At 74.0% G+C, this 17,282-nt stretch carries 17 protein-coding genes; 10 read left to right on the forward strand and 7 right to left on the reverse strand.

The features are described 5' to 3' along the window. Positions 1-28 precede the first annotated feature (28 nt). Together VF202_13080 and VF202_13085 are read right to left on the reverse strand one after the other, a co-directional pair. Positions 29-2,722, reverse strand: coding sequence for a cation-transporting P-type ATPase (locus tag VF202_13080; GenBank protein HEX7041047.1), 2,694 nt, complete (start codon positions 2,720-2,722; stop codon positions 29-31). 31 nt (positions 2,723-2,753) lie between these two features. After that, entirely contained in the window at positions 2,754-3,614 is an 861-nt protein-coding gene (locus VF202_13085; protein ID HEX7041048.1) for a hydroxymethylglutaryl-CoA lyase, read from the reverse strand. A 60-nt stretch (positions 3,615-3,674) separates the two neighbouring features. Between VF202_13085 and VF202_13090 the strand changes: the two genes are divergently transcribed. The 5 genes from VF202_13090 to dtd all read left to right on the forward strand — a co-directional run bounded on the left by VF202_13090 (position 3,675) and on the right by dtd (position 7,200). Then, on the forward strand, positions 3,675-5,312 hold the full coding sequence (locus VF202_13090) for a DNA repair protein RecN (GenBank protein ID HEX7041049.1): 1,638 nt from the start codon (positions 3,675-3,677) through the stop codon (positions 5,310-5,312). Between the two features lie 17 nt (positions 5,313-5,329). Continuing rightward, positions 5,330-5,578 (forward strand): hypothetical protein, encoded by a 249-nt coding sequence (locus VF202_13095; protein ID HEX7041050.1) that lies wholly within the window; start codon positions 5,330-5,332, stop codon positions 5,576-5,578. 113 nt (positions 5,579-5,691) lie between these two features. Continuing rightward, positions 5,692-6,102, forward strand: coding sequence for a hypothetical protein (locus VF202_13100; protein ID HEX7041051.1), 411 nt, complete (start codon positions 5,692-5,694; stop codon positions 6,100-6,102). Positions 6,103-6,131: 29 nt separating this feature from the next. Then, positions 6,132-6,746 (forward strand): uracil-DNA glycosylase, encoded by a 615-nt coding sequence (locus VF202_13105; protein HEX7041052.1) that lies wholly within the window; start codon positions 6,132-6,134, stop codon positions 6,744-6,746. 13 nt (positions 6,747-6,759) lie between these two features. Further along, positions 6,760-7,200, forward strand: coding sequence for a D-aminoacyl-tRNA deacylase (dtd, locus tag VF202_13110; GenBank protein HEX7041053.1), 441 nt, complete (start codon positions 6,760-6,762; stop codon positions 7,198-7,200). A gap of 75 nt (positions 7,201-7,275) precedes the next feature. Here dtd and carA read toward each other — a convergent pair whose 3' ends face one another. Continuing rightward, complete coding sequence (gene carA, locus VF202_13115; GenBank protein HEX7041054.1) at positions 7,276-8,424, reverse strand: glutamine-hydrolyzing carbamoyl-phosphate synthase small subunit; 1,149 nt, start codon at positions 8,422-8,424, stop codon at positions 7,276-7,278. A 140-nt stretch (positions 8,425-8,564) separates the two neighbouring features. Between carA and VF202_13120 the strand changes: the two genes are divergently transcribed. Both VF202_13120 and VF202_13125 read left to right on the forward strand, forming a co-directional pair. Beyond that, positions 8,565-9,989: a glycosyltransferase gene (locus tag VF202_13120; GenBank protein HEX7041055.1), complete on the forward strand. Its 1,425-nt coding sequence runs from the start codon at positions 8,565-8,567 to the stop codon at positions 9,987-9,989. Then, the gene (locus VF202_13125; protein ID HEX7041056.1) at positions 9,986-10,813 is read left to right on the forward strand and encodes an HAD-IIB family hydrolase; all 828 of its coding nucleotides are present in this window, start codon (positions 9,986-9,988) and stop codon (positions 10,811-10,813) included. The genes VF202_13120 and VF202_13125 overlap by 4 nt, the downstream gene beginning before the upstream one ends. Before the next feature lie 75 nt (positions 10,814-10,888). Here VF202_13125 and VF202_13130 read toward each other — a convergent pair whose 3' ends face one another. From VF202_13130 to VF202_13145, 4 genes are all read right to left on the reverse strand, one after another. Beyond that, positions 10,889-11,887 (reverse strand): NTP transferase domain-containing protein, encoded by a 999-nt coding sequence (locus tag VF202_13130; protein HEX7041057.1) that lies wholly within the window; start codon positions 11,885-11,887, stop codon positions 10,889-10,891. Next, on the reverse strand, positions 11,884-12,783 hold the full coding sequence (gene lgt, locus VF202_13135; protein HEX7041058.1) for a prolipoprotein diacylglyceryl transferase: 900 nt from the start codon (positions 12,781-12,783) through the stop codon (positions 11,884-11,886). The genes VF202_13130 and lgt overlap by 4 nt, the downstream gene beginning before the upstream one ends. Positions 12,784-12,804: 21 nt before the next feature. Further along, a complete protein-coding gene (locus VF202_13140) occupies positions 12,805-13,290 on the reverse strand; it encodes a DUF456 family protein (GenBank protein ID HEX7041059.1) in 486 nt (161 codons plus the stop codon). A 149-nt stretch (positions 13,291-13,439) separates the two neighbouring features. After that, the gene (locus VF202_13145; protein ID HEX7041060.1) at positions 13,440-13,940 is read right to left on the reverse strand and encodes a MogA/MoaB family molybdenum cofactor biosynthesis protein; all 501 of its coding nucleotides are present in this window, start codon (positions 13,938-13,940) and stop codon (positions 13,440-13,442) included. Positions 13,941-14,089: 149 nt separating this feature from the next. Here VF202_13145 and sucC point away from each other — a divergent pair, with 149 nt between their 5' ends. The 3 genes from sucC to gluQRS are packed head-to-tail and all read left to right on the forward strand — an operon-like array spanning position 14,090 to position 17,280. Beyond that, positions 14,090-15,322 (forward strand): ADP-forming succinate--CoA ligase subunit beta, encoded by a 1,233-nt coding sequence (gene sucC, locus VF202_13150; GenBank protein ID HEX7041061.1) that lies wholly within the window; start codon positions 14,090-14,092, stop codon positions 15,320-15,322. Next, complete coding sequence (gene sucD / locus VF202_13155; protein ID HEX7041062.1) at positions 15,319-16,251, forward strand: succinate--CoA ligase subunit alpha; 933 nt, start codon at positions 15,319-15,321, stop codon at positions 16,249-16,251. The genes sucC and sucD overlap by 4 nt, the downstream gene beginning before the upstream one ends. Positions 16,252-16,269: 18 nt before the next feature. Beyond that, entirely contained in the window at positions 16,270-17,280 is a 1,011-nt protein-coding gene (gluQRS, locus tag VF202_13160) for a tRNA glutamyl-Q(34) synthetase GluQRS (GenBank protein ID HEX7041063.1), read from the forward strand. Positions 17,281-17,282 lie beyond the last annotated feature (2 nt).

Raw genomic sequence — 17,282 nt, forward strand, 5'->3', positions numbered from 1 at the left:
CGGCGCCCGCCGCCCACTAGCAGACCCGTCAGTCGACGCGTCCCACCCCGACGGACTTGCCGACCTGACCCGCGACGGTCGGCAGGAGCGCGACCGCGAGCGTGAGCGCCCAGCCCGCGGCGGGCAGCGCCTCCACCGACAGCGCCGCCCTCAGGGGCGGCAGCGAGGTCACGGACGCGACCATCAGGCTGCAGGCCGCGATCGCCGCCCAGACCCAGGGGTTGCGCGTGAGCGGGTCGGGGGCGGCGGGCGCGCCGGTCCGCCGGCGCCGGCGCACGTCCCTCATGTTCAGCACGTGGAAGACCTGCGCCAGCGCCAGGCCGAGGAAGGCCACGGTGACCGCCTGGCCGGTCGTGAGGCCCAGCGGACCGAGGGCCAGGGCGTACGCCGCCAGCACCGGCGCCGTGAGGAGCAGGGCGTAGACGGCGACCAGGCGCCAGTGGCGCGACGCGACGAGCGGCTCCCGCGGGTCGCGTGGCGGCCTGTCGAGGACTCCTGGGTCGGCCGGCGTGGTGCCGAGCGCCAGCGCCGGGAAGACGTCGGTGACGAGGTTCAGGAACAGGATCTGCAGCGGCAGGAGGGGCAGCGGGAAGCCGAGGGCAGCGGCGAGGCCGATCACGAGGATCTCGCTGAGGTTGCACGACAGCAGGTAGGCGACGGCGGCGCGGATGTTGCGGAAGATCGCGCGACCCTCCTCCACCGCCGCGACGACCGTCGCGAAGTCGTCGTCCTTGAGGACCATCGCCGCCGCCTCGCGGGCGACGTCGGTGCCGCGCCGTCCCATGGCCACGCCGATGTCGGCGCGCCGCAGCGCCGGGGCGTCGTTCACGCCGTCGCCGATCATCGCGACCACGCTGCCGGCGGCCTGGTGGAGCTCGACGAGGCGCAGCTTCTGCTCGGGGCTGACGCGGGCCAGAACGTCCGTCGCCACGGCGCGCGCCGGGCCCTCCCCGTCCGCGGCGGACCGCGCCAGGTCGGCGCCGGTGACGACGGCGTCCGGGTGCGCGAGGCCCACCGACCGCGCGATCGCCCGGGCCGTGACCGGCTGGTCGCCCGTGACCATCACCACGCGGATCCCGGCCCTCCGGCACTCCCGCACCGCCGCCACGGCCGCCTCGCGCGGCGGGTCCGCGAGACCGACCAGCCCGACGAGGGTCAGGCCCTCGAGGGGCTCGCCGGGTCGCCAGGCCCCGCGCCTGTCGGCCAGCGCCAGCACGCGCAGCCCCTCGGCGGCCATGGCGCGGTTGCGCTCCAGCCAGGCCTCGCGCCCGGCCTCGTCGAGGGGCGCGGCGTCGCCGCCCGGCGTTGCGACGCTGACGCAGGCGGGCACGACGGCGCCCGGCGCGCCCTTGACCAACAGCAGCCCGCCCTCCTCCGCCTGGTGGAACGTCGCCATCACGCGGTAGTCGGCGTCGAACGGCAGCTGCGAGAGCTCGGGCAGCAGCTCGTGGAGCGCCCCGCGCTCCACGCCCTGGTCCCTGGCGGCGCGCAGCAGCGCGACCTCCATCGGGTCGCCCACGTCGTCGGCGCCACCCTCGCTCAGCGAGGCGGTGCCGCACAGCACGGCCGCGCGCAGGGCCCTGTCGATCGGCTCCGCGCCCGCGGCCACCCGGCGCGGGTCGCGGCGGCCCGGACCGGCCTCGTGGCGCCCGTCGGGCAGCCACCAGCCGGCCACGGCCATCCGGTTGTGCGTCAGGGTGCCCGTCTTGTCGGTGAGGATCACGTTCGTGGCGCCCAGGGTCTCGACGGCGGAGAGGCGGTTGACGAGCGCGTTGCGGTCGGCCATGCGCTTGGCGCCCCTGGCGAGGGTAAGAGTGGCGATAACGGGCAGGCCCTCCGGCACCGTCGCTACTGCCAGCGCTATGGCCGTCTGGACCATCTCGAACCAGCCGCGGCCGGTGGCGAGGCCGTAGCCGGCCACGGCGGCGGCGGCGCCGAGCGCGACCCACAGCAGCCTGCCGCCGAGGGCGTCGAGGCGCCGCTCGAGGGGCGTCCGCTCCGGCTCGGCTGCCCGCACGAGGCCGGCGACCCGGCCCAGCTCGGTCCGCATGCCCGTCGCCACGACGACGGCCTCCCCGCGCCCCCTGATCACGGACGTGCCGCGGTAGAGCATGGGCCGGCGGTCCGCCAGGAGCGCCGCCGGCGCCACGGGCTCCGGCGCCTTGTCCACCGGCACGGACTCCCCGGTGAGCGCCGACTCGTCGACGGCGAGACGCCACGCGCTCACGAGCCTGGCGTCGGCCGGCACGACGTCGCCGGCCTCGACGACGAGCACGTCGCCCGGCACGAGGCTCGGCGCCGGGACCACGGCGGGACCACCGCCGCGCCGCACCGTCGCCTGCGCCGTGCCGAGCCTGCGCAGCGCCTCGACGGACCGGACGGCCCTGACCTCGGTGAGGAAGCCGGCGGTCGCGTTGATGGCCAGGACGACCAGCACGGCCAGGGCCTCCGACCACTGGGCGAAGGCGGCGGACAGGACCGCCGCCGCCACGAGCATCCATGTGAGCACGCCGCGGAACTGGCCCAGTAGCACCTGCCAGCTCGTGCGCAGCGGCGCGACCTCGAGCTCGTTCGGCCCGTGGCGACGCAGGCGCGAGGCGGCCTCCGCCTCGTCCAGGCCGGCGCGAGGGTCCACGCCGAGGGCGTCGGCGACGGCGTCCGCGGTCGCCGCCCAGGGCGCCTCCAGGGGGCTCGGTCTTCCGGACGCCGCTGGCGTGTCCATCCTCAGCCGCGCCGAGGGGCCGGCCCGCGCCTCAGCCGAACCGCGTCGCCAGCGCCCGCGCCTCGGCGGCGAGCTCCGCCAGCCTGCCTGGCTCCACCTCGACGGGTCTCACGCCGCGCTCGGCCAGCCACGGCAGCACCTCCTCGGTGGGCAGGTTACCGACGAGGTCGTCGCCGGCGAAGGGACAGCCGCCCACCCCGCCCAGCGCCCCCTCGACCCACCGCACGCCGCGGCGCAGGCCGACCTCGAGGAGCGGCCGCCAGGCGTCGGGCCGTGCGTGGAGGTGCAGGCCGAGGTCGCTGGCGTTCGAGACCGAGGAGAGCACGCGGTCGACGAGCCGCTCGTCGGCGGTGCCGACGGTGTCGGCCAGGGCGATGCGGTCCACGCCGGCGTCGCGCAGCCGCTGGATCGCCTCGGCCGTCACGTGGGGCCCCCACGTCTCGCGGTACGGGTTGCCGAACGCCATCGACACGTAGACGACGAGCCCCAGGCCGGAGCTGGCGCAGAGCTCCTGCATCGCGGCGAGGTCGCGCCACGACTCCTCGAGCCCGCGCCCCACGTTGCGCCGCTGGAACGTCTCGTTCACGCTCAGCGGGTACCCGACGGTCGTGACCCGCCCCGAGGCGAGCGCCCTCTCCACGCCCTTGACGTTGCCGACGATGCATATGAGGTCGGCTCCCTCCGGGGCCGTGAGGCCCTCGAGCACGCGCTCGGTGTCGGCCATCTGGGGGACGGCCCGCGGCGAGACCAGGGAGCCGAGGTCGAGGTGCGTGAAGCCGGCGTCGAGCAGGTCCTGCAGGTGGGCCACCTTGACGTCGGTGGGGATGGCGTGGGCCAGCCCCTGCCAGGCGTCGCGCGGGCACTCGACGTAGGTTGGCCCGCTCGCCGGCATGCCGGGATGATAGCCCAGGGGCGCGCCGGCATCCCCCTCCACGACGTCTATACTCGCGGCGTGCTCCGCAGGATCGAGCTGCGTGACTTCGCCATCATCCGCGAGCTGGAGCTCGAGCTCTCCCCCGGCCTCAACGTCCTCACGGGCGAGACGGGGGCGGGCAAGTCGATCGTCGTCGACGCGCTCGCGCTCCTCGCCGGCGGCCGGGCCGACGTCTCCTTCGTGCGCGCCGGCGCCGACAGCGCCCTCGTCCAGGGCGAGTTCGACGGCGCCGAGGTCTCCTCCGCGGCCCGGCGCATCGCGCTCTCCGGCCGGCACTCCGCCCGGCTGGACGGCGAGCTCGTGACCGTCGGCGAGCTGGCCGAGCGGGTCGGCCCCCTCGTGGCCGTGTTCGCCCAGCACGGCGCGCTAGAGCTGCAGGGCGCCGCGGCGCAGCGCGCGCAGCTCGACAGGCTGCTGCCCGAGGACGCCAGGCAGGCGCTGCAGGAGCACAGGCGGGCGTTCCAACGGCGCGCCGAGGTCGCGCAGCGCCTCGCCGAGGTGCGGGCGGCCAAGCGCGAGCGCGCCCGGCGGCTCGACGTCCTCGCCTACCAGGTGCAGGAGATCGACGAGGCCAAGCCGCGGCCGGGCGAGGAGGAGGAGCTCGAGGCCGAGCTGCGGACCCTCCGCCACGCCGAGCGCGTGGTGCAGGGCGCCGGCGCGGCACTCGCCGCCCTCGCCGGCGAGGAGACCGGAGCCGTCCAGCTCGCGGCCGACGCCGCGAGGGAGCTGAGCGCCGCGGCGAAGTACGCCCCGGCGCTGGAGCCGCTGGCGCGGGACCTCGACGACGCGCTCACCGGCCTGGGCGCGGTCGCCGCCGAGGTCGAGTCGTTCCTCGCCGGGTTCGAGGCCGACCCGGCCCGCCTCGACGCGGTGCAGGCGCGGCTCTCGAAGCTCGACGACCTGAAGCGCAAGTACGGCGACGACCTCGCCGCCGTGCTCGCCTACCGCGAGGCGGCGGCCCGCGAGCAGGAGGAGCTGCTGGCCCTCGACGAGGACGAGGCCGAGCTGGTCCGCGAGGAGCAGGAGCTCGCCGAGGAGCTCGCCCGCCTCGCCGACGCCCTCACTGCGGCCAGGCGCTCGGCCGCCCAGCGGCTCGAGGCGCAGGTGGCCCCGCTGCTGCGGCGCCTCGGCATGCCGAACGCCTCGTTCGCCGTCGCCGTCGAGCCGCTCGCCGAGCCGAACGCCGGCGGCGCCGACGAGGTGTCGTTCCTCTTCAGCGCGAACCTCGGCGAGCCGCCCGGTCCCGTGTCGCAGATCGCGTCGGGCGGCGAGCTGTCGCGGCTGATGCTCGCGCTCCACCTGGTCACCGGCGCCGCGCAGCCCACGTTGGCCTTCGACGAGGTGGACGCCGGCGTCGGCGGTCGCGCCGCGCGCGAGGTCGGCGCGCTTCTCGGCGAGCTGGGCCGCGGACGGCAGGTGCTCGTCGTCACCCACCTGGCCCAGGTCGCCGCGTTCGGCGACGCCCACTTCGTCGTCACCAAGGCGGAGGAGGCCGGGCGGACGCTGACCACGGTGCGGCGCGTGACCGGCCGCGAGCGGGCGGAGGAGCTGGCGCGGATGCTGTCGGGAACGGTGACGGAGGCGTCGCTGTCGCACGCCGAGGAGCTGCTGGCCGCGGCGGCGGACGCGCGGGCACACGGACCCTCCCTCGCCTGAGCTAGACTCAGGTCACCTTGCGAGGGGAGCACCACTTGGACGCCGAGGGCTTCCACGAGCAGACCCCCTGCCCGAGCTGCGGCAGCCGGCGGACGATCACGTTCCACTACCGGGAGGGTTTCGAGGAGCTCGAGTGCGAGTCCTGCGGCTACCGCTCCGACGCCGAGGAGATCGCCGCCCTCACGCGCTACGGGGGCGAGGTGCTCGAGCGTGAGGGATCCGAGGGCGACAGGGTACCCGTACCGATCAGGACTTTGAAGGCCTAGGTGATGGAGGTGACTGCCGCGACCCTCACCGAGACGACGGTGAGGGCGTCTCGCGGTGCGCCGTCGACCTCTGGCGGCGGGGGTGCGCCGCCGCGCCCCGGGAAGGAGAGCCGATGGAACTCAACGTGGTCCTGAGCTCGGAGGAGATCCTGCGGGGTCTCAAGCACTACCGGCGCATCGCCAAGCAGGACCTGCTGCTGGCGAGCGAGACGGACAACCCCGAGGTCTTCAGGCGCCACGCCGAGGCTCGGCGCAGCGTGTACTCGTACCTCTCGGAGCTGGCCCAGACGAAGTCTCCGCCCGAGGTCGTGGAGGAGGCGCTGAGGGCGTACCGGGAGCTGCCGTTCGTGACGGGCAGCGACGACGAGGCCCTCACCGAGATCAAGGGGCGCGAGAACGCCCTGGAGAACTTCTTCCTGATGATCGGCCTCGAGCCGAAGCTGCGGCGCGAGATCCGCAGCCAGCGCAAGGCGCTGCACTCCCGCGAGACGCCGGGCCACGAGGCCGCGGCGCGCGAGCTCTGAGCCGGGGTGCCCGTGTTATCTACTGAGGCGTGACGCTCTCCGAGCTCGAGCGCCTCGCGGCCGAGAAGCCGCCGGCGCTGCGCGAACTCTCCGACAACCTCGTCTTCGGCGAGGGACCAGATGACGCCGCGTTCATGCTCGTCGGCGAGGCGCCCGGCGAGGAGGAAGACCTGCAGGGCCGCCCGTTCGTCGGCCGCGCCGGCCAGCTCCTCGACAAGATCCTCGCCTCCGTCGGCCTCGAGCGCGAGCAGGTCTACATCACGAACGTCGTCAAGTTCCGGCCGCCCGGCAACCGCAACCCCACGCCGGCCGAGGTCGCCGCCAGCGAGCGCGTGCTGCTCGAGCAGATCAGGATCGTCCGGCCGCAGGTGATAGGGACCCTGGGGAACGTCCCGACGCAGTACTTCCTCAAGACGAACGAGGGCATCACGCGGCTGCGCGGCCGCTGGTTCGACTGGCACGGCATCAAGGTCATGCCGCTCTTCCACCCCGCCTACCTGCTGCGCAACCCCACGCGCGAGCGCGGCGGCCCGAAGTGGCTGATGTGGCAGGACATGCAGGAGGTCAAGCGGGCGCTCGACGCCCTGCCGCCGCGGCAGGGCAGCGTCGTCATCGACACGGCCGAGCAGGTGTCGCTGTTCTGACGTGAGGGCGCTGGTGCAGCGCGTGTCGCGCGCCGAGGTGCGCGTCGGCGGTGAGGTCGTTGGCCGCGTCGGGCGCGGCTTCCTGGTGCTCCTGGGCGTGGGGCCGGAGGACGACGAGGCCGTCGCGGAGAGGCTCGCCGACAAGGTGCGCAAGCTGCGGGTCTTCCCCGACGAGGCGGGCCGGATGAACCGCTCGCTGGAGCAGGCGGGCGGCGGCTGCCTCGTCGTGAGCCAGTTCACGCTCTACGGCGACCTGCGCTCAGGCAACCGCCCCGGCTTCTCGCGCGCCGCGCCGCCGGAGCCGGCCGAGCGGCTCTACCTGCGCTTCGCCCGGGCGCTGGAGGCGGCCGGCCTGCCCGTGGCCACGGGCCGCTTCGGGGCCGAGATGGAGGTCGAGCTCGTCAACGACGGGCCGGTGACGCTGTGGCTCGACTCCGAGGAGCTGTTCGGCTGAGGAGCGGGCGGGGCGCCGGCGCGACCGGTGGAAGGCCCGCCCACCTCCCCGCAGTGGGGGACCGGGCGGGGGCGCCTAGACGGCCGCCAGCGCGTTCACGGGCAGCGAAGAGGCGCCCTCGAACGCGTCGACCTCGGCCATGAAGCGACGGAACAGGTAGCTGGCGTCGTGCGGCCCCGGGCTCGCCTCGGGGTGGTACTGGACGCTGAACACCGGGTAGCGGGCGTGCGCCATGCCCTCGAGGGTGCCGTCGTTGAGGTTCACGTGCGTGGCCACGAACTGGCCGCCGGGTATCGAGTCGATGTCGACGGCGTAGTTGTGGTTCTGGCTGGTGATCTCGACGCCGCCGGTGAGCAGGTTCTTCACGGGCGTGTTCGCGCCGTGGTGGCCGTGCTTGAGCTTGAACGTGCGGCCGCCCACGGCCAGGCCGAGGAGCTGGTGGCCGAGGCAGATGCCGTAGGTGGGCAGCAGGCCGAGGAGCTGCCAGACGGTGTCGTGGGCGTACTTCGGCCCGTCGGGGTCGCCGGGGCCGTTCGAGATCACGAGGCCGTAGGGGTCGAGCGCCATGATCTGCGCCGGCGTCGTCTGGGCCGGCACGACGATGACCTCGGCGCCGGCGCGCTCGAGCTGGTAGACGATCGAGTGCTTGATGCCGAAGTCGAGGACCACGACGCGCGGGTTGTCCTTGAACGTCGGACGGGCGTAGGGCAGCGGCGTCGTCACCTCCGGCGTCATGTCGCGCCCGTCGATGTCGATGTGCTCCCGCGCCTCCCGCACGAGCTCGGCCTCGAGCTCGTCGTCGGCGTCGCCGTGGTAGATCACGCCCTTGACGACGCCGCCCACGCGCAGGCGCCGCGTCAGCGCCCTGGTGTCTATGCCCTCGATCCCGACGATGCCGTGCTGCTCCATGAACGACTGCAGGTCCTGGTTGGCCCTGTGGTTCGAGGCGACGCGGCTGAACTCCCGCACGATGAACCCGCGCGCGTACGGCCTGTTCGACTCCATGTCGTAGACGCTGACGCCGTAGTTGCCGATGTGCGGGTAGGTCATCGTGACGATCTGCCCGTGGTAGCTGGGGTCGGTGAGGATCTCCTGGTAGCCGGTCATCGAGGTGTTGAACACGATCTCGCCGACCGACTTGCCGCGGGCCCCGAAGGCGTAGCCCTTGTAGACGGTGCCGTCCTCGAGGGCGAGGACCGCGCGTGGCTTGGAGAGGAGCGCCATCCGAGCGGGCACTCTACCACGCGCCGGGCGCGGTCGTTGCAGGCTGCATACACGTCGTTGCATCTTCATGCGCCACGTCGGCCAGGCCCCCAAACTCATCGCCTCGCGCGCTACGGTGCCGTCTCCGGGAGGCCAGATAGATGGACAGGGAAACCATGAGGAAGGACGAGGCCGGCCTCCACATCGCGATGTTCAGCGTGCACGGGCTGATCCGCGGCTCCGACCTCGAGCTGGGGCGCGACGCGGACACCGGGGGGCAGACGAAGTACGTCGTCGAGCTGGCCCGCGCCCTGGGCAGGCACCCGCGCGTCTCGCGCGTCGACCTGGTCACGCGGCGCATCGACGACCTCGAGGTCAGCGACGACTACGCGAAGCCCGTCGAGCGCCTGGGGGAGCGCGCCGCGCTCGTGCGCGTGCCGGCCGGCGGCGACGAGTACATGCGCAAGGAGGAGCTGTGGCCGCACCTCGACGAGCTGGCGGCGAACGCCGCCCGCTACTTCGAGGAGGGGCCCGGCGTGCCGGACGTCGTGCACGGTCACTACGCCGACGCCGGCTACGTGGCGCAGCGGCTGGCGCAGCGGTGGCGCCGCCCGATGGTGTTCACGGGGCACTCGCTCGGTCGCAACAAGCAGCGGGCGCTGCGCGGCGCTGGCATGACCCGCGAGGAGATGGAGGACCAGTACCGGATCGGCAGGCGCATCGAGGCCGAGGAGCAGGCCCTGCGCGCCGCCGACCTGGTCATCGCCAGCACCCACCAGGAGGTCGTGAAGGGCTACGAGCTCTACGACGCCGCCCCGGCCGCGCGGTTCGCCGTGATCCCGCCGGGCGTCGACGTCGAGCGCTTCTACCCCTACTACTACGACCTCGACGCGTCGTTCGAGCCAGACGAGGAGGTCGTGAAGGCGCGCGTGCGCATGAAGCGCGAGCTGACGCGCTTCCTGCGCGACCCGGACAAGCCGGTGATCCTCTCGATAAGCCGGCCGGACCGGAAGAAGAACAACCTCGGCCTGGTGGAGGCGTACGGCGAGGACAAGGAGCTGAGGCACCTCGCGAACCTGGCGATCTTCGCCGGGGTGCGCAGCGACATCGAGCAGCTCGACGACAACGAGCGCGAGGTCATGACGGGGCTGCTCTTCGCCATGGACCGCTACGACCTCTACGGGCGTCTGGCGATCCCGAAGAAGCACAGGCCCGACGTCGACATACCGGTCCTCTACCGCCTGGTCGCGGCGCGCCGCGGCGTGTTCGTCAACCCGGCGCTGGAGGAGAACTTCGGCATCACGATCATCGAGGCCAGCTCGTCGGGGCTGCCGGTCGTCTCCACGAACCACGGCGGCCCGCAGGAGATCATCTCGAAGGTCGGCTCGGGGGAGCTCATCGACGCGCGCGACAAGGGCGCGATCCAGGCCGCGATCAAGGGCATCCTCGTCGACAGGGAGAAGTGGGAGCGCTACTCCGAGAACGGGGTCGCCGGCGTGCGCGAGCACTACTCGTGGCGGGCGCACGTCGACAAGTACGTGAACGCCCTCGAACAGGTCCTCGAGGCGGTGCCCGCGGCGTCGTGAGAGGCGCGAGGTTCGGGCGGCGGGAGGGGCGCGGCGGCTACTGCGTCGGCCTGGGGCGGGGCAGGCGCGCGCTGGTGTCGGACGTCGACGGCACGCTGCTCGACGGCGGGCGTCCGTGCGACGACGCCGCGGCGCTGGGGTCCGCGCTCGTCGCCGCCGACGCCGCCCTCGTGCTCTGCTCGGGTCGCGGCCTCCGGCTGTCCCTCGTCGCCGCAGACGCCCTCGCCGCCGCCGGGCTGCCGTGGCCGTCGGCTCTCGTGTGCGGCGTGGGCTCCGAGGTCCACGCCTGGGACGGGACGGGCTTCGTCCGGGACGAGGCGTGGCGGGAGCGGCTCGCGGCGTCGGGCTTCAGCGCGGACGACGTGCGCGAGGCGCTCTCGGGGGTGCGCGGGCTGCGGCTCCAGCCCGCCGACGCGCAGGGCGAGCACAAGGTCAGCTACCTCGTCGAGGACGGCGCGGCCGTAGAGGAGGCGGCGCGGGCGCTGGCGGCGCGCGGCTCGCCCGCCCGGCTCGTCCACTCGGCCGGCAGGTACCTGGACGTTCTGCCCCGCCCCGCTTCGAAGGGCGGAGCGCTCCTCTGGCTCGTGGAGCGCTACGGCCTGGAGCCGGAGGACGTCGTCGCCGCCGGGGACTCGGGCAACGACCGCGAGCTCCTGGTAGCCGCCGCGGACGCCGGCATGGTCGCCGTGCTCGTCGCCAACCACGAGCCGGAGCTCTCCGACCTGAGGTCGTACCCTGGGGTGCTGGCGGCCGCGCGGCCGTTCTGCGCCGGCGTCGCCGAGGGCCTGGCCCGCGCGGGCTGGCAGGTCCGCGCCGGGCGCTGAGGCCCGGCCGCGCGCGCCCGAACGGTCAGGGCTCCCCCCGACGCGGTCGCTCGTCCGCCGGCGAGGCCGGCGACGCTACCGGGACGAGAACGTCTCCCCCGCCGCGACGGTGTGCGGCGGCACCACGGCGCCGGGCTCGACGGTGCAGTCGGTGAGCACGGCGTAGGGTCCCACGCTGGCGCCCTCGCCCACCGTCGTGGCGCCCAGCAGGTGGACGCCGGGGTGGAGCGTCACGTCGCGCGCCAGCCTCACGGCGTCGCCGAGGAACACCGTCTCCGGCGCCACCATCGTCACGCCGGCGAGGAGCCACGCGCGGCGCGCCCTGTCGCGCAGGGCCCTGTCGACGACGGCGAGCTCGGCCCTGTCGTTCGCCGCCAGGACCTCCTCGGGCGAGGCGGCCGCCACGGCGCGGACCGGCAGGCCCTCGGCCCGGTAGATGTCGAGGAGCTCGGTGAGGTAGAGCTCGCCCTGGGCGTTGTCGCGCGAGAGCAGCCGGCAGCGCTCGAACACCCCGAGGTCGAAGGCGTAGAAGCCGCCGTTCACCTCGGCGATCGCCAGCTCGGCCGGGCCGGCGTCCTTGTGCTCGACGACGCGCTCGACGGCGCCGTCTGCCGCCCTCACGATCCGCCCCAGCCCCGCCGGGTCGGGCACCGTGGCCGTGAGGAGCGTCATGCCGGGCCCCTCGCCGTGGGCGTCCACCAGGCGCCGCAGGGTCTCGCTGGTGACGAGCGGCGCGTCGCCCACGAGCACGAGCACGGTGCCGCGCTCGCCCGGCGCGAACGCGGCCAGCACCTGCTCCTCGGCCTGCGCCAGGGCGTGGCCGGTGCCGAGGAGCTCCCGCTGCTCGGCGAACACCAGCCCGCCTCCCGCGGACCGCGCGGCGAAGCGCTCCCTCACCTGCTCGCCCAGGTGGCCGATCACGACCACCACGCGCCTGGGGGCGAGCGGGTCCACGGCGCGCAGCACGTGCTCGAGGAGAGGAGCGCCGGCGACCTCGTGCAGGACCTTGTGGCGCGAGGAGCGCATCCGCGTCCCCGCCCCGGCGGCGAGGACGACGACGGCGAGGGGGTTCACCTCGCCTCGGCAGGGCGCCTCGCCCGGTCCCGCTCCGGGGCCGTGAGCAGCATGTAGAGGGCGATGAGCACGATGGGGATGCTGGCGAGCTGCGTGTAGGTGAAGAGCCCCACGCCCGCCTGGTCGTTCAGGTAGACCTGCCACGGCAGCGGGTTGTCGCGGAACGGCTCCTCGATCACGCTGCGCAGCACCGAGTACCACAGGACGAACAGCCAGAACACGTTGCCGGCCGGCCGGTCGCGGCGCAGGGCCCAGGCGACGATGAACAGCAGGACGAACCCGACGAGGAAGCCGTAGAGCTGGGTGAAGTGCACCACGCACGGCTCGCCGGCGGGGACCGACGCGCACGCCGGCGGCGCGAACTGCCACAGGTCCCGACCGAAGACCGCGCGGCCGAAGGCGCCGAAGGTCTCGCTGCCCGCCTCCGGCCAGCGGAAGCCGATCGCCCAGTCGGTGAGCCGGCCGCCCGTGTCGGTGCCGTTCATGATGTTGCCGATGCGACCGCCCATGATGCCCAGCACGCCCACGGGGGTCATGACGTCCAGGTAGGCCCACACGTTCAGCCCGTGGCGTCGGCAGTAGAGCCAGGCCGCGAGCACCACGCCCAGCACGCCGCCGTGGATGCTGATGCCGCCCTCCCACACCTTGAAGACGTCTACCCAGTCGCCGCCGGGACCGAAGTAGGCGGCGGGGCTGGTGAGCACGTAGACGAGTCGCGCCCCCACCACGCCCGCGATCACGAGCCACAGGGCCATGTCGAGCAGCCGGTCGGTGTCCAGACCCCGGCGCTCCGCCGCCCGCAGGCCCCAGGAGGCGCCGACCAGCACGCCGAGGGCGATCAGCAGCCCGTACCACCGGACGGCCAACGGCCCTATCTGGACGAAGATCGGATCCATATCCGCTCCTTCTCGGCCGCGTCAGCCGCCGAAGAACCTCGGGAAAGCCACGAACCCAATCACTACCATGATGACGAGCTTCGCCACCGCCCCGCCCAGGGTCCCGACGAAGGCGCCGATGCCCGACCTGAACGACTCGCTCAGCTCGCGCCCCGCGAGCAGCTCGGCGAGGACGGCGCCCGCCAGCGCCCCGACCAGGAAGCCGAACGGCGGGAACACCAACAGCCCGACGAAGGAGCCCAAGACCCCGCCCCACACCCCGGCGCGGCTGGCGCCGAAGCGCTTGGAGCCCAGCCAGGTGCCCGCGACGTCGACGAGCTGGGAGAGCACGGTCAGGAAGCTGACGTAGACGAGGGGCTGCACGCCGAAGCGCTCGTAGCCCATGATCAGCGCCGCGACGACGGCGCCGGCCAGCGCGATGGGCACCCCTGGCAGCACGGGCACGATCACGCCGACGAGGGCCACGACGTAGGCGACGAGGAAGACGGCGAAGGCGAGGACGGTCACGGCGCTGACGAGTCTAGTGCGCGCTCGCCCGCGGCGCCAGGGTCCGTGGGGACACGCCGGGACGCGCCCGCTCGCCGCGCCAGGGACCACGGGTCGCGCCGGAGCCCACCGGCGCCCGGCGGCGCCCTGGCCAAGCGGGGTGAGGCGCCTCAGCTATGCCAGGTCTCGGGGGCCGCCTGGGGCTCGCCCCTTATCACGTCGACCGCGTGGGGCAGGGTCTCGAGGACGGCGGCCAGCGACTCGGCGGCCGCGCCGGGGCTGCCGGGCAGGTTGAGGATCAGGGTCTGGCGGCGCACGCCCGCCACGCCGCGCGACAGGGCGGCGACCTTGTTCCGCGCCGCGCCGATCGTGCGCATCAGCTCGGGGAGGCCGGGCACGCGCCGCTCGATGACCTCCTCGGTAGCTTCCGGCGTCCTGTCCTTCTTCGACAGGCCGGTGCCGCCGGTCGTGAGCACGAGGTCGACGCCGTCCTGGTCGGCCCATAGGCGCAGGCGGGCGCGGATGAGCGCCTGCTCGTCCGGCACGACCTGGTAGTCGACCTCGACGAAGGGCCCGGTCTTCAGCACCTGGCGTATCGCCTGGGCGCTGCCGTCCTCGCGCTTACCGGCCGCGACCGAGTCGGAGACGGTAAGGATCGCCGTCCTCACCATGCCGGCACTCTACTGCCCCCGCCCCGGCGCGCGAGAGGACCTTGCCACAACGCGCTCCAGCGCGGCTCCGCGGCCGCTACCGCGCGCGGTAACCTACCGTGTCTGCTGGCCGGCTGCGTGCGCACCGGCGGTTACGGAGGTACTAGCCCTTGAAGATCCACGAGTACCAGGCCAAGGAGCTGCTCGCGCCGTTCGGCGTGGCGGTGCCCCGCGGTCGCCCCGCCGCGACCCCGGAGGAGGCCGCCGCGGCCGTGAGGCCGCTCGTCGAGGAGAGCGGCGACCCCGTCGTCGTCGTGAAGGCCCAGATCCACGCCGGCGGGCGCGGCAAGGGCACCTTCGTGGAGCACGCCGGCCTGCGCGGCGTCAACGTCGTCACAGACGGCGTCTCCGGCGGGATCGAGGCGGCCGAGAGGCGGGTGCGCGAGCTGGCCGAGAGGATGCTGGGCTCCACCCTCGTCACCGTCCAGACCGGCCCCGGCGGCAAGCAGGTGAACAGGCTCTACGTCGAGCAGGGCATGGACATCGCGCGCGAGCTGTACCTCTCCGTGGTGCTGGACCGCTCCGTGGGCCGCAACGTCGTCATGGTCTCCACCGAGGGCGGCATGGACATCGAGCAGGTGGCCGCCGAGACGCCCGAGAAGATCGTCAGGGTCGCCATCGACCCGCTCCTCGGCCTGGCCGACTACCAGGCCCGCGCCCTGGCGTTCGCGCTCGGGCTCTCCGGCGACGCTCACAAGCGCTGCGCGGCGCTGCTCAAGGCCGTGGCGCGCGCCGCCGTCGAGCTCGACACCGACCTCCTCGAGGTGAACCCGCTCGTCGTCACCGCTCAGGGCGAGGTCGTGGCCCTCGACGCCAAGGTCAGCTTCGACTCCAACGCGCTCTTCCGTCACCCCGAGTACGCGAGCCTGCGCGACCTCAGCGAGGAGGACCCCGCCGAGGTCGAGGCGAGCCGCTACGGCCTCTCGTTCATCAAGCTCGACGGCAACATCGGCTGCCTCGTCAACGGCGCCGGCCTGGCCATGGCGACGATGGACACGATCAAGCAGGTCGGCGGCGAGCCGGCGAACTTCCTCGACGTGGGCGGCAGCGCCACCGAGGAGAACGTGACGGCGGCGTTCAAGATCATCACGCGCGACCCCAACGTGAAGGGCATCTTCGTCAACATCTTCGGGGGGATCATGAAGGGCGACACGATCGCGAACGGCGTCGTGGCCGCCGTCAAGCAGGTGGGCCTGAAGGTGCCGCTGGTCGTGCGGCTCGAGGGCACCAACGCCGAGCTGGGCAAGAGGATCATCGACGAGTCGGGCCTCAACGTCGTCAGCGCCACCGACATGAAGGACGGCGCGCGCAAGGTCGTCGAGCTGGCCGGGGGCGCGGCGTGAGCCCGCTGATCGGCCGCGAGACGCGCCTGCTCGTCCAGGGCATGGGCGGCGCCGGCACGTTCCACACCGACAGGTCGATCGCCTACGGCACGAACGTCGTGGCCGCGGTCCGCCCGGGCAAGGGCGGCCAGGGCGTGCGCTTCACGGGAGAGACCGACCACTCCGGCGTGCCGGGCCGGCCGGACAGCTACGACGTCGAGGTGCCGAGCTTCGACACGGTCGCGCAGGCCGTGGCCGCCACCGGCGCCAACGCCAGCGTCGTCTTCGTCCCGCCGCCGTTCGCCGCCGACGCGATCATGGAGGCCGCCGACGCCGGCCTGGAGCTGGTCGTGGCGATCACCGAGGGCATCCCGATCGCGGACATGGTGCGCGTCAAGCGCTTCCTCGAGGGCAAGCGCACCCGCCTCATCGGCCCGAACTGCCCCGGCCTCACCAAGCCTCGCGAGTGCAAGATCGGCATCATGCCCGGCTACATCCACGCGCCCGGCAAGGTGGGGGTCGTCAGCCGCTCCGGCACCCTCACGTACGAGGCCGTCAAGCAGCTCACCGACAACGGCCTCGGCCAGACCCTCGCCGTGGGCATCGGCGGGGACCCCGTGAACGGCACCAGCTTCATCGACATGCTGCGGGTGTTCGAGGACGACCCGGAGACCGAGGCCGTGCTGATGATCGGCGAGATCGGCGGCTCCGCCGAGGAGGAGGCCGCGGCCTGGATCAGGGAGCACGTCAGCAAGCCCGTGGCGGCGTTCATCGCCGGCACCACGGCGCCGCCCGGCAAGCGCATGGGCCACGCCGGCGCGATCATCTCCGGAGGGTCGGGCACCGCCGCCGAGAAGATCGCCGCCCTGGAGGCGGCGGGCGTGGTCGTGGCGCGCACGCCCTCCGAGATGGGCGACGCCGTGCTCGAGGCGATCGGGCGGCGCGGCTGAGGTCGTCCCGCGCGCGCCGTGGCTAGCTACCGCGGGCGCTTCGCTCCCTCGCCGAGCGGCTGGCTGCACCTCGGCAACGCGCGCACGGCCCTGTTCGCCTGGGCCCGCGCCCGCGCCGCCGGCGGCGCGTTCGTCGTGCGCGTCGAGGACCTCGACGCCCCGCGCACGCGTCCGGAGGCGGTCCTGGGGAACCTCGAGGAGCTGGCGTGGCTGGGCCTCGACTGGGACGAGGGGCCCGACCGCGGCGGACCGCACGCCCCCTACCTCCAGTCCCGACGCGGCCCCCTCTACGAGGCGGCGCTGGCGCGGCTGCTCGCGGCCGGCCACCTCTACGAGTGCTTCCTCACCCGCCGCGAGGTGGCCGAGCTGTCGAGCGGACCGCCCGGCGTCGACGACGCCGGCGAGGGCCGGCAGGACGCGCCCTCGCGCGTCTACGGCCCAGCACATCGCGAGCTGAACGACTCCGTGGCGCCCCGCCGTCGCGCCGAGGGCCGGAGACCCAGCCTGCGCTTCCGCGTCCCCGCGGGGACCGTCGAGTTCGACGACGCCGTCCAGGGACGCGTGAGCGTCGACCTCGCGTCCGCGGTGGGCGACTTCGTCGTCAGGCGCTCCGACGGGCAGGTCGCCTACCAGCTCGCCGTCGTCGTCGACGACCACGCGATGGGCGTCACCGAGGTCGCGCGCGGCGCCGACCTGCTGCAGAGCACGGCGGCGCAGCTCGTCCTCTACCGGGCGCTGGGGCTGACGCCGCCGGCCTTCGCCCACGTCGGCCTGCTCCTCGGCGAGGACGGCGAGAAGCTCTCGAAGCGCGGCGGCGCCCTCTCCCTCCACGAGCTGCGCCGCGCCGGCGCCGAGCCCGCCGCGGTCCTCGGGCTGCTGGCGCACACGCTCGGCTGGACCGAGGGACCCGAGCCGACGACCACGCGCGAGCTGCTCGCGTCGCTCGGTCCCGGCCCGGTGAAGGCGCCCGCCGGGCCCGTGCGCCTGGCCACGGCGGACCTCGCGCGTCTGAGCGGCGTAGACTCCTGACC

The sequence above is a fragment of the Trueperaceae bacterium genome (assembly GCA_036381035.1).
Classification (GTDB): domain Bacteria; phylum Deinococcota; class Deinococci; order Deinococcales; family Trueperaceae; genus DASRWD01.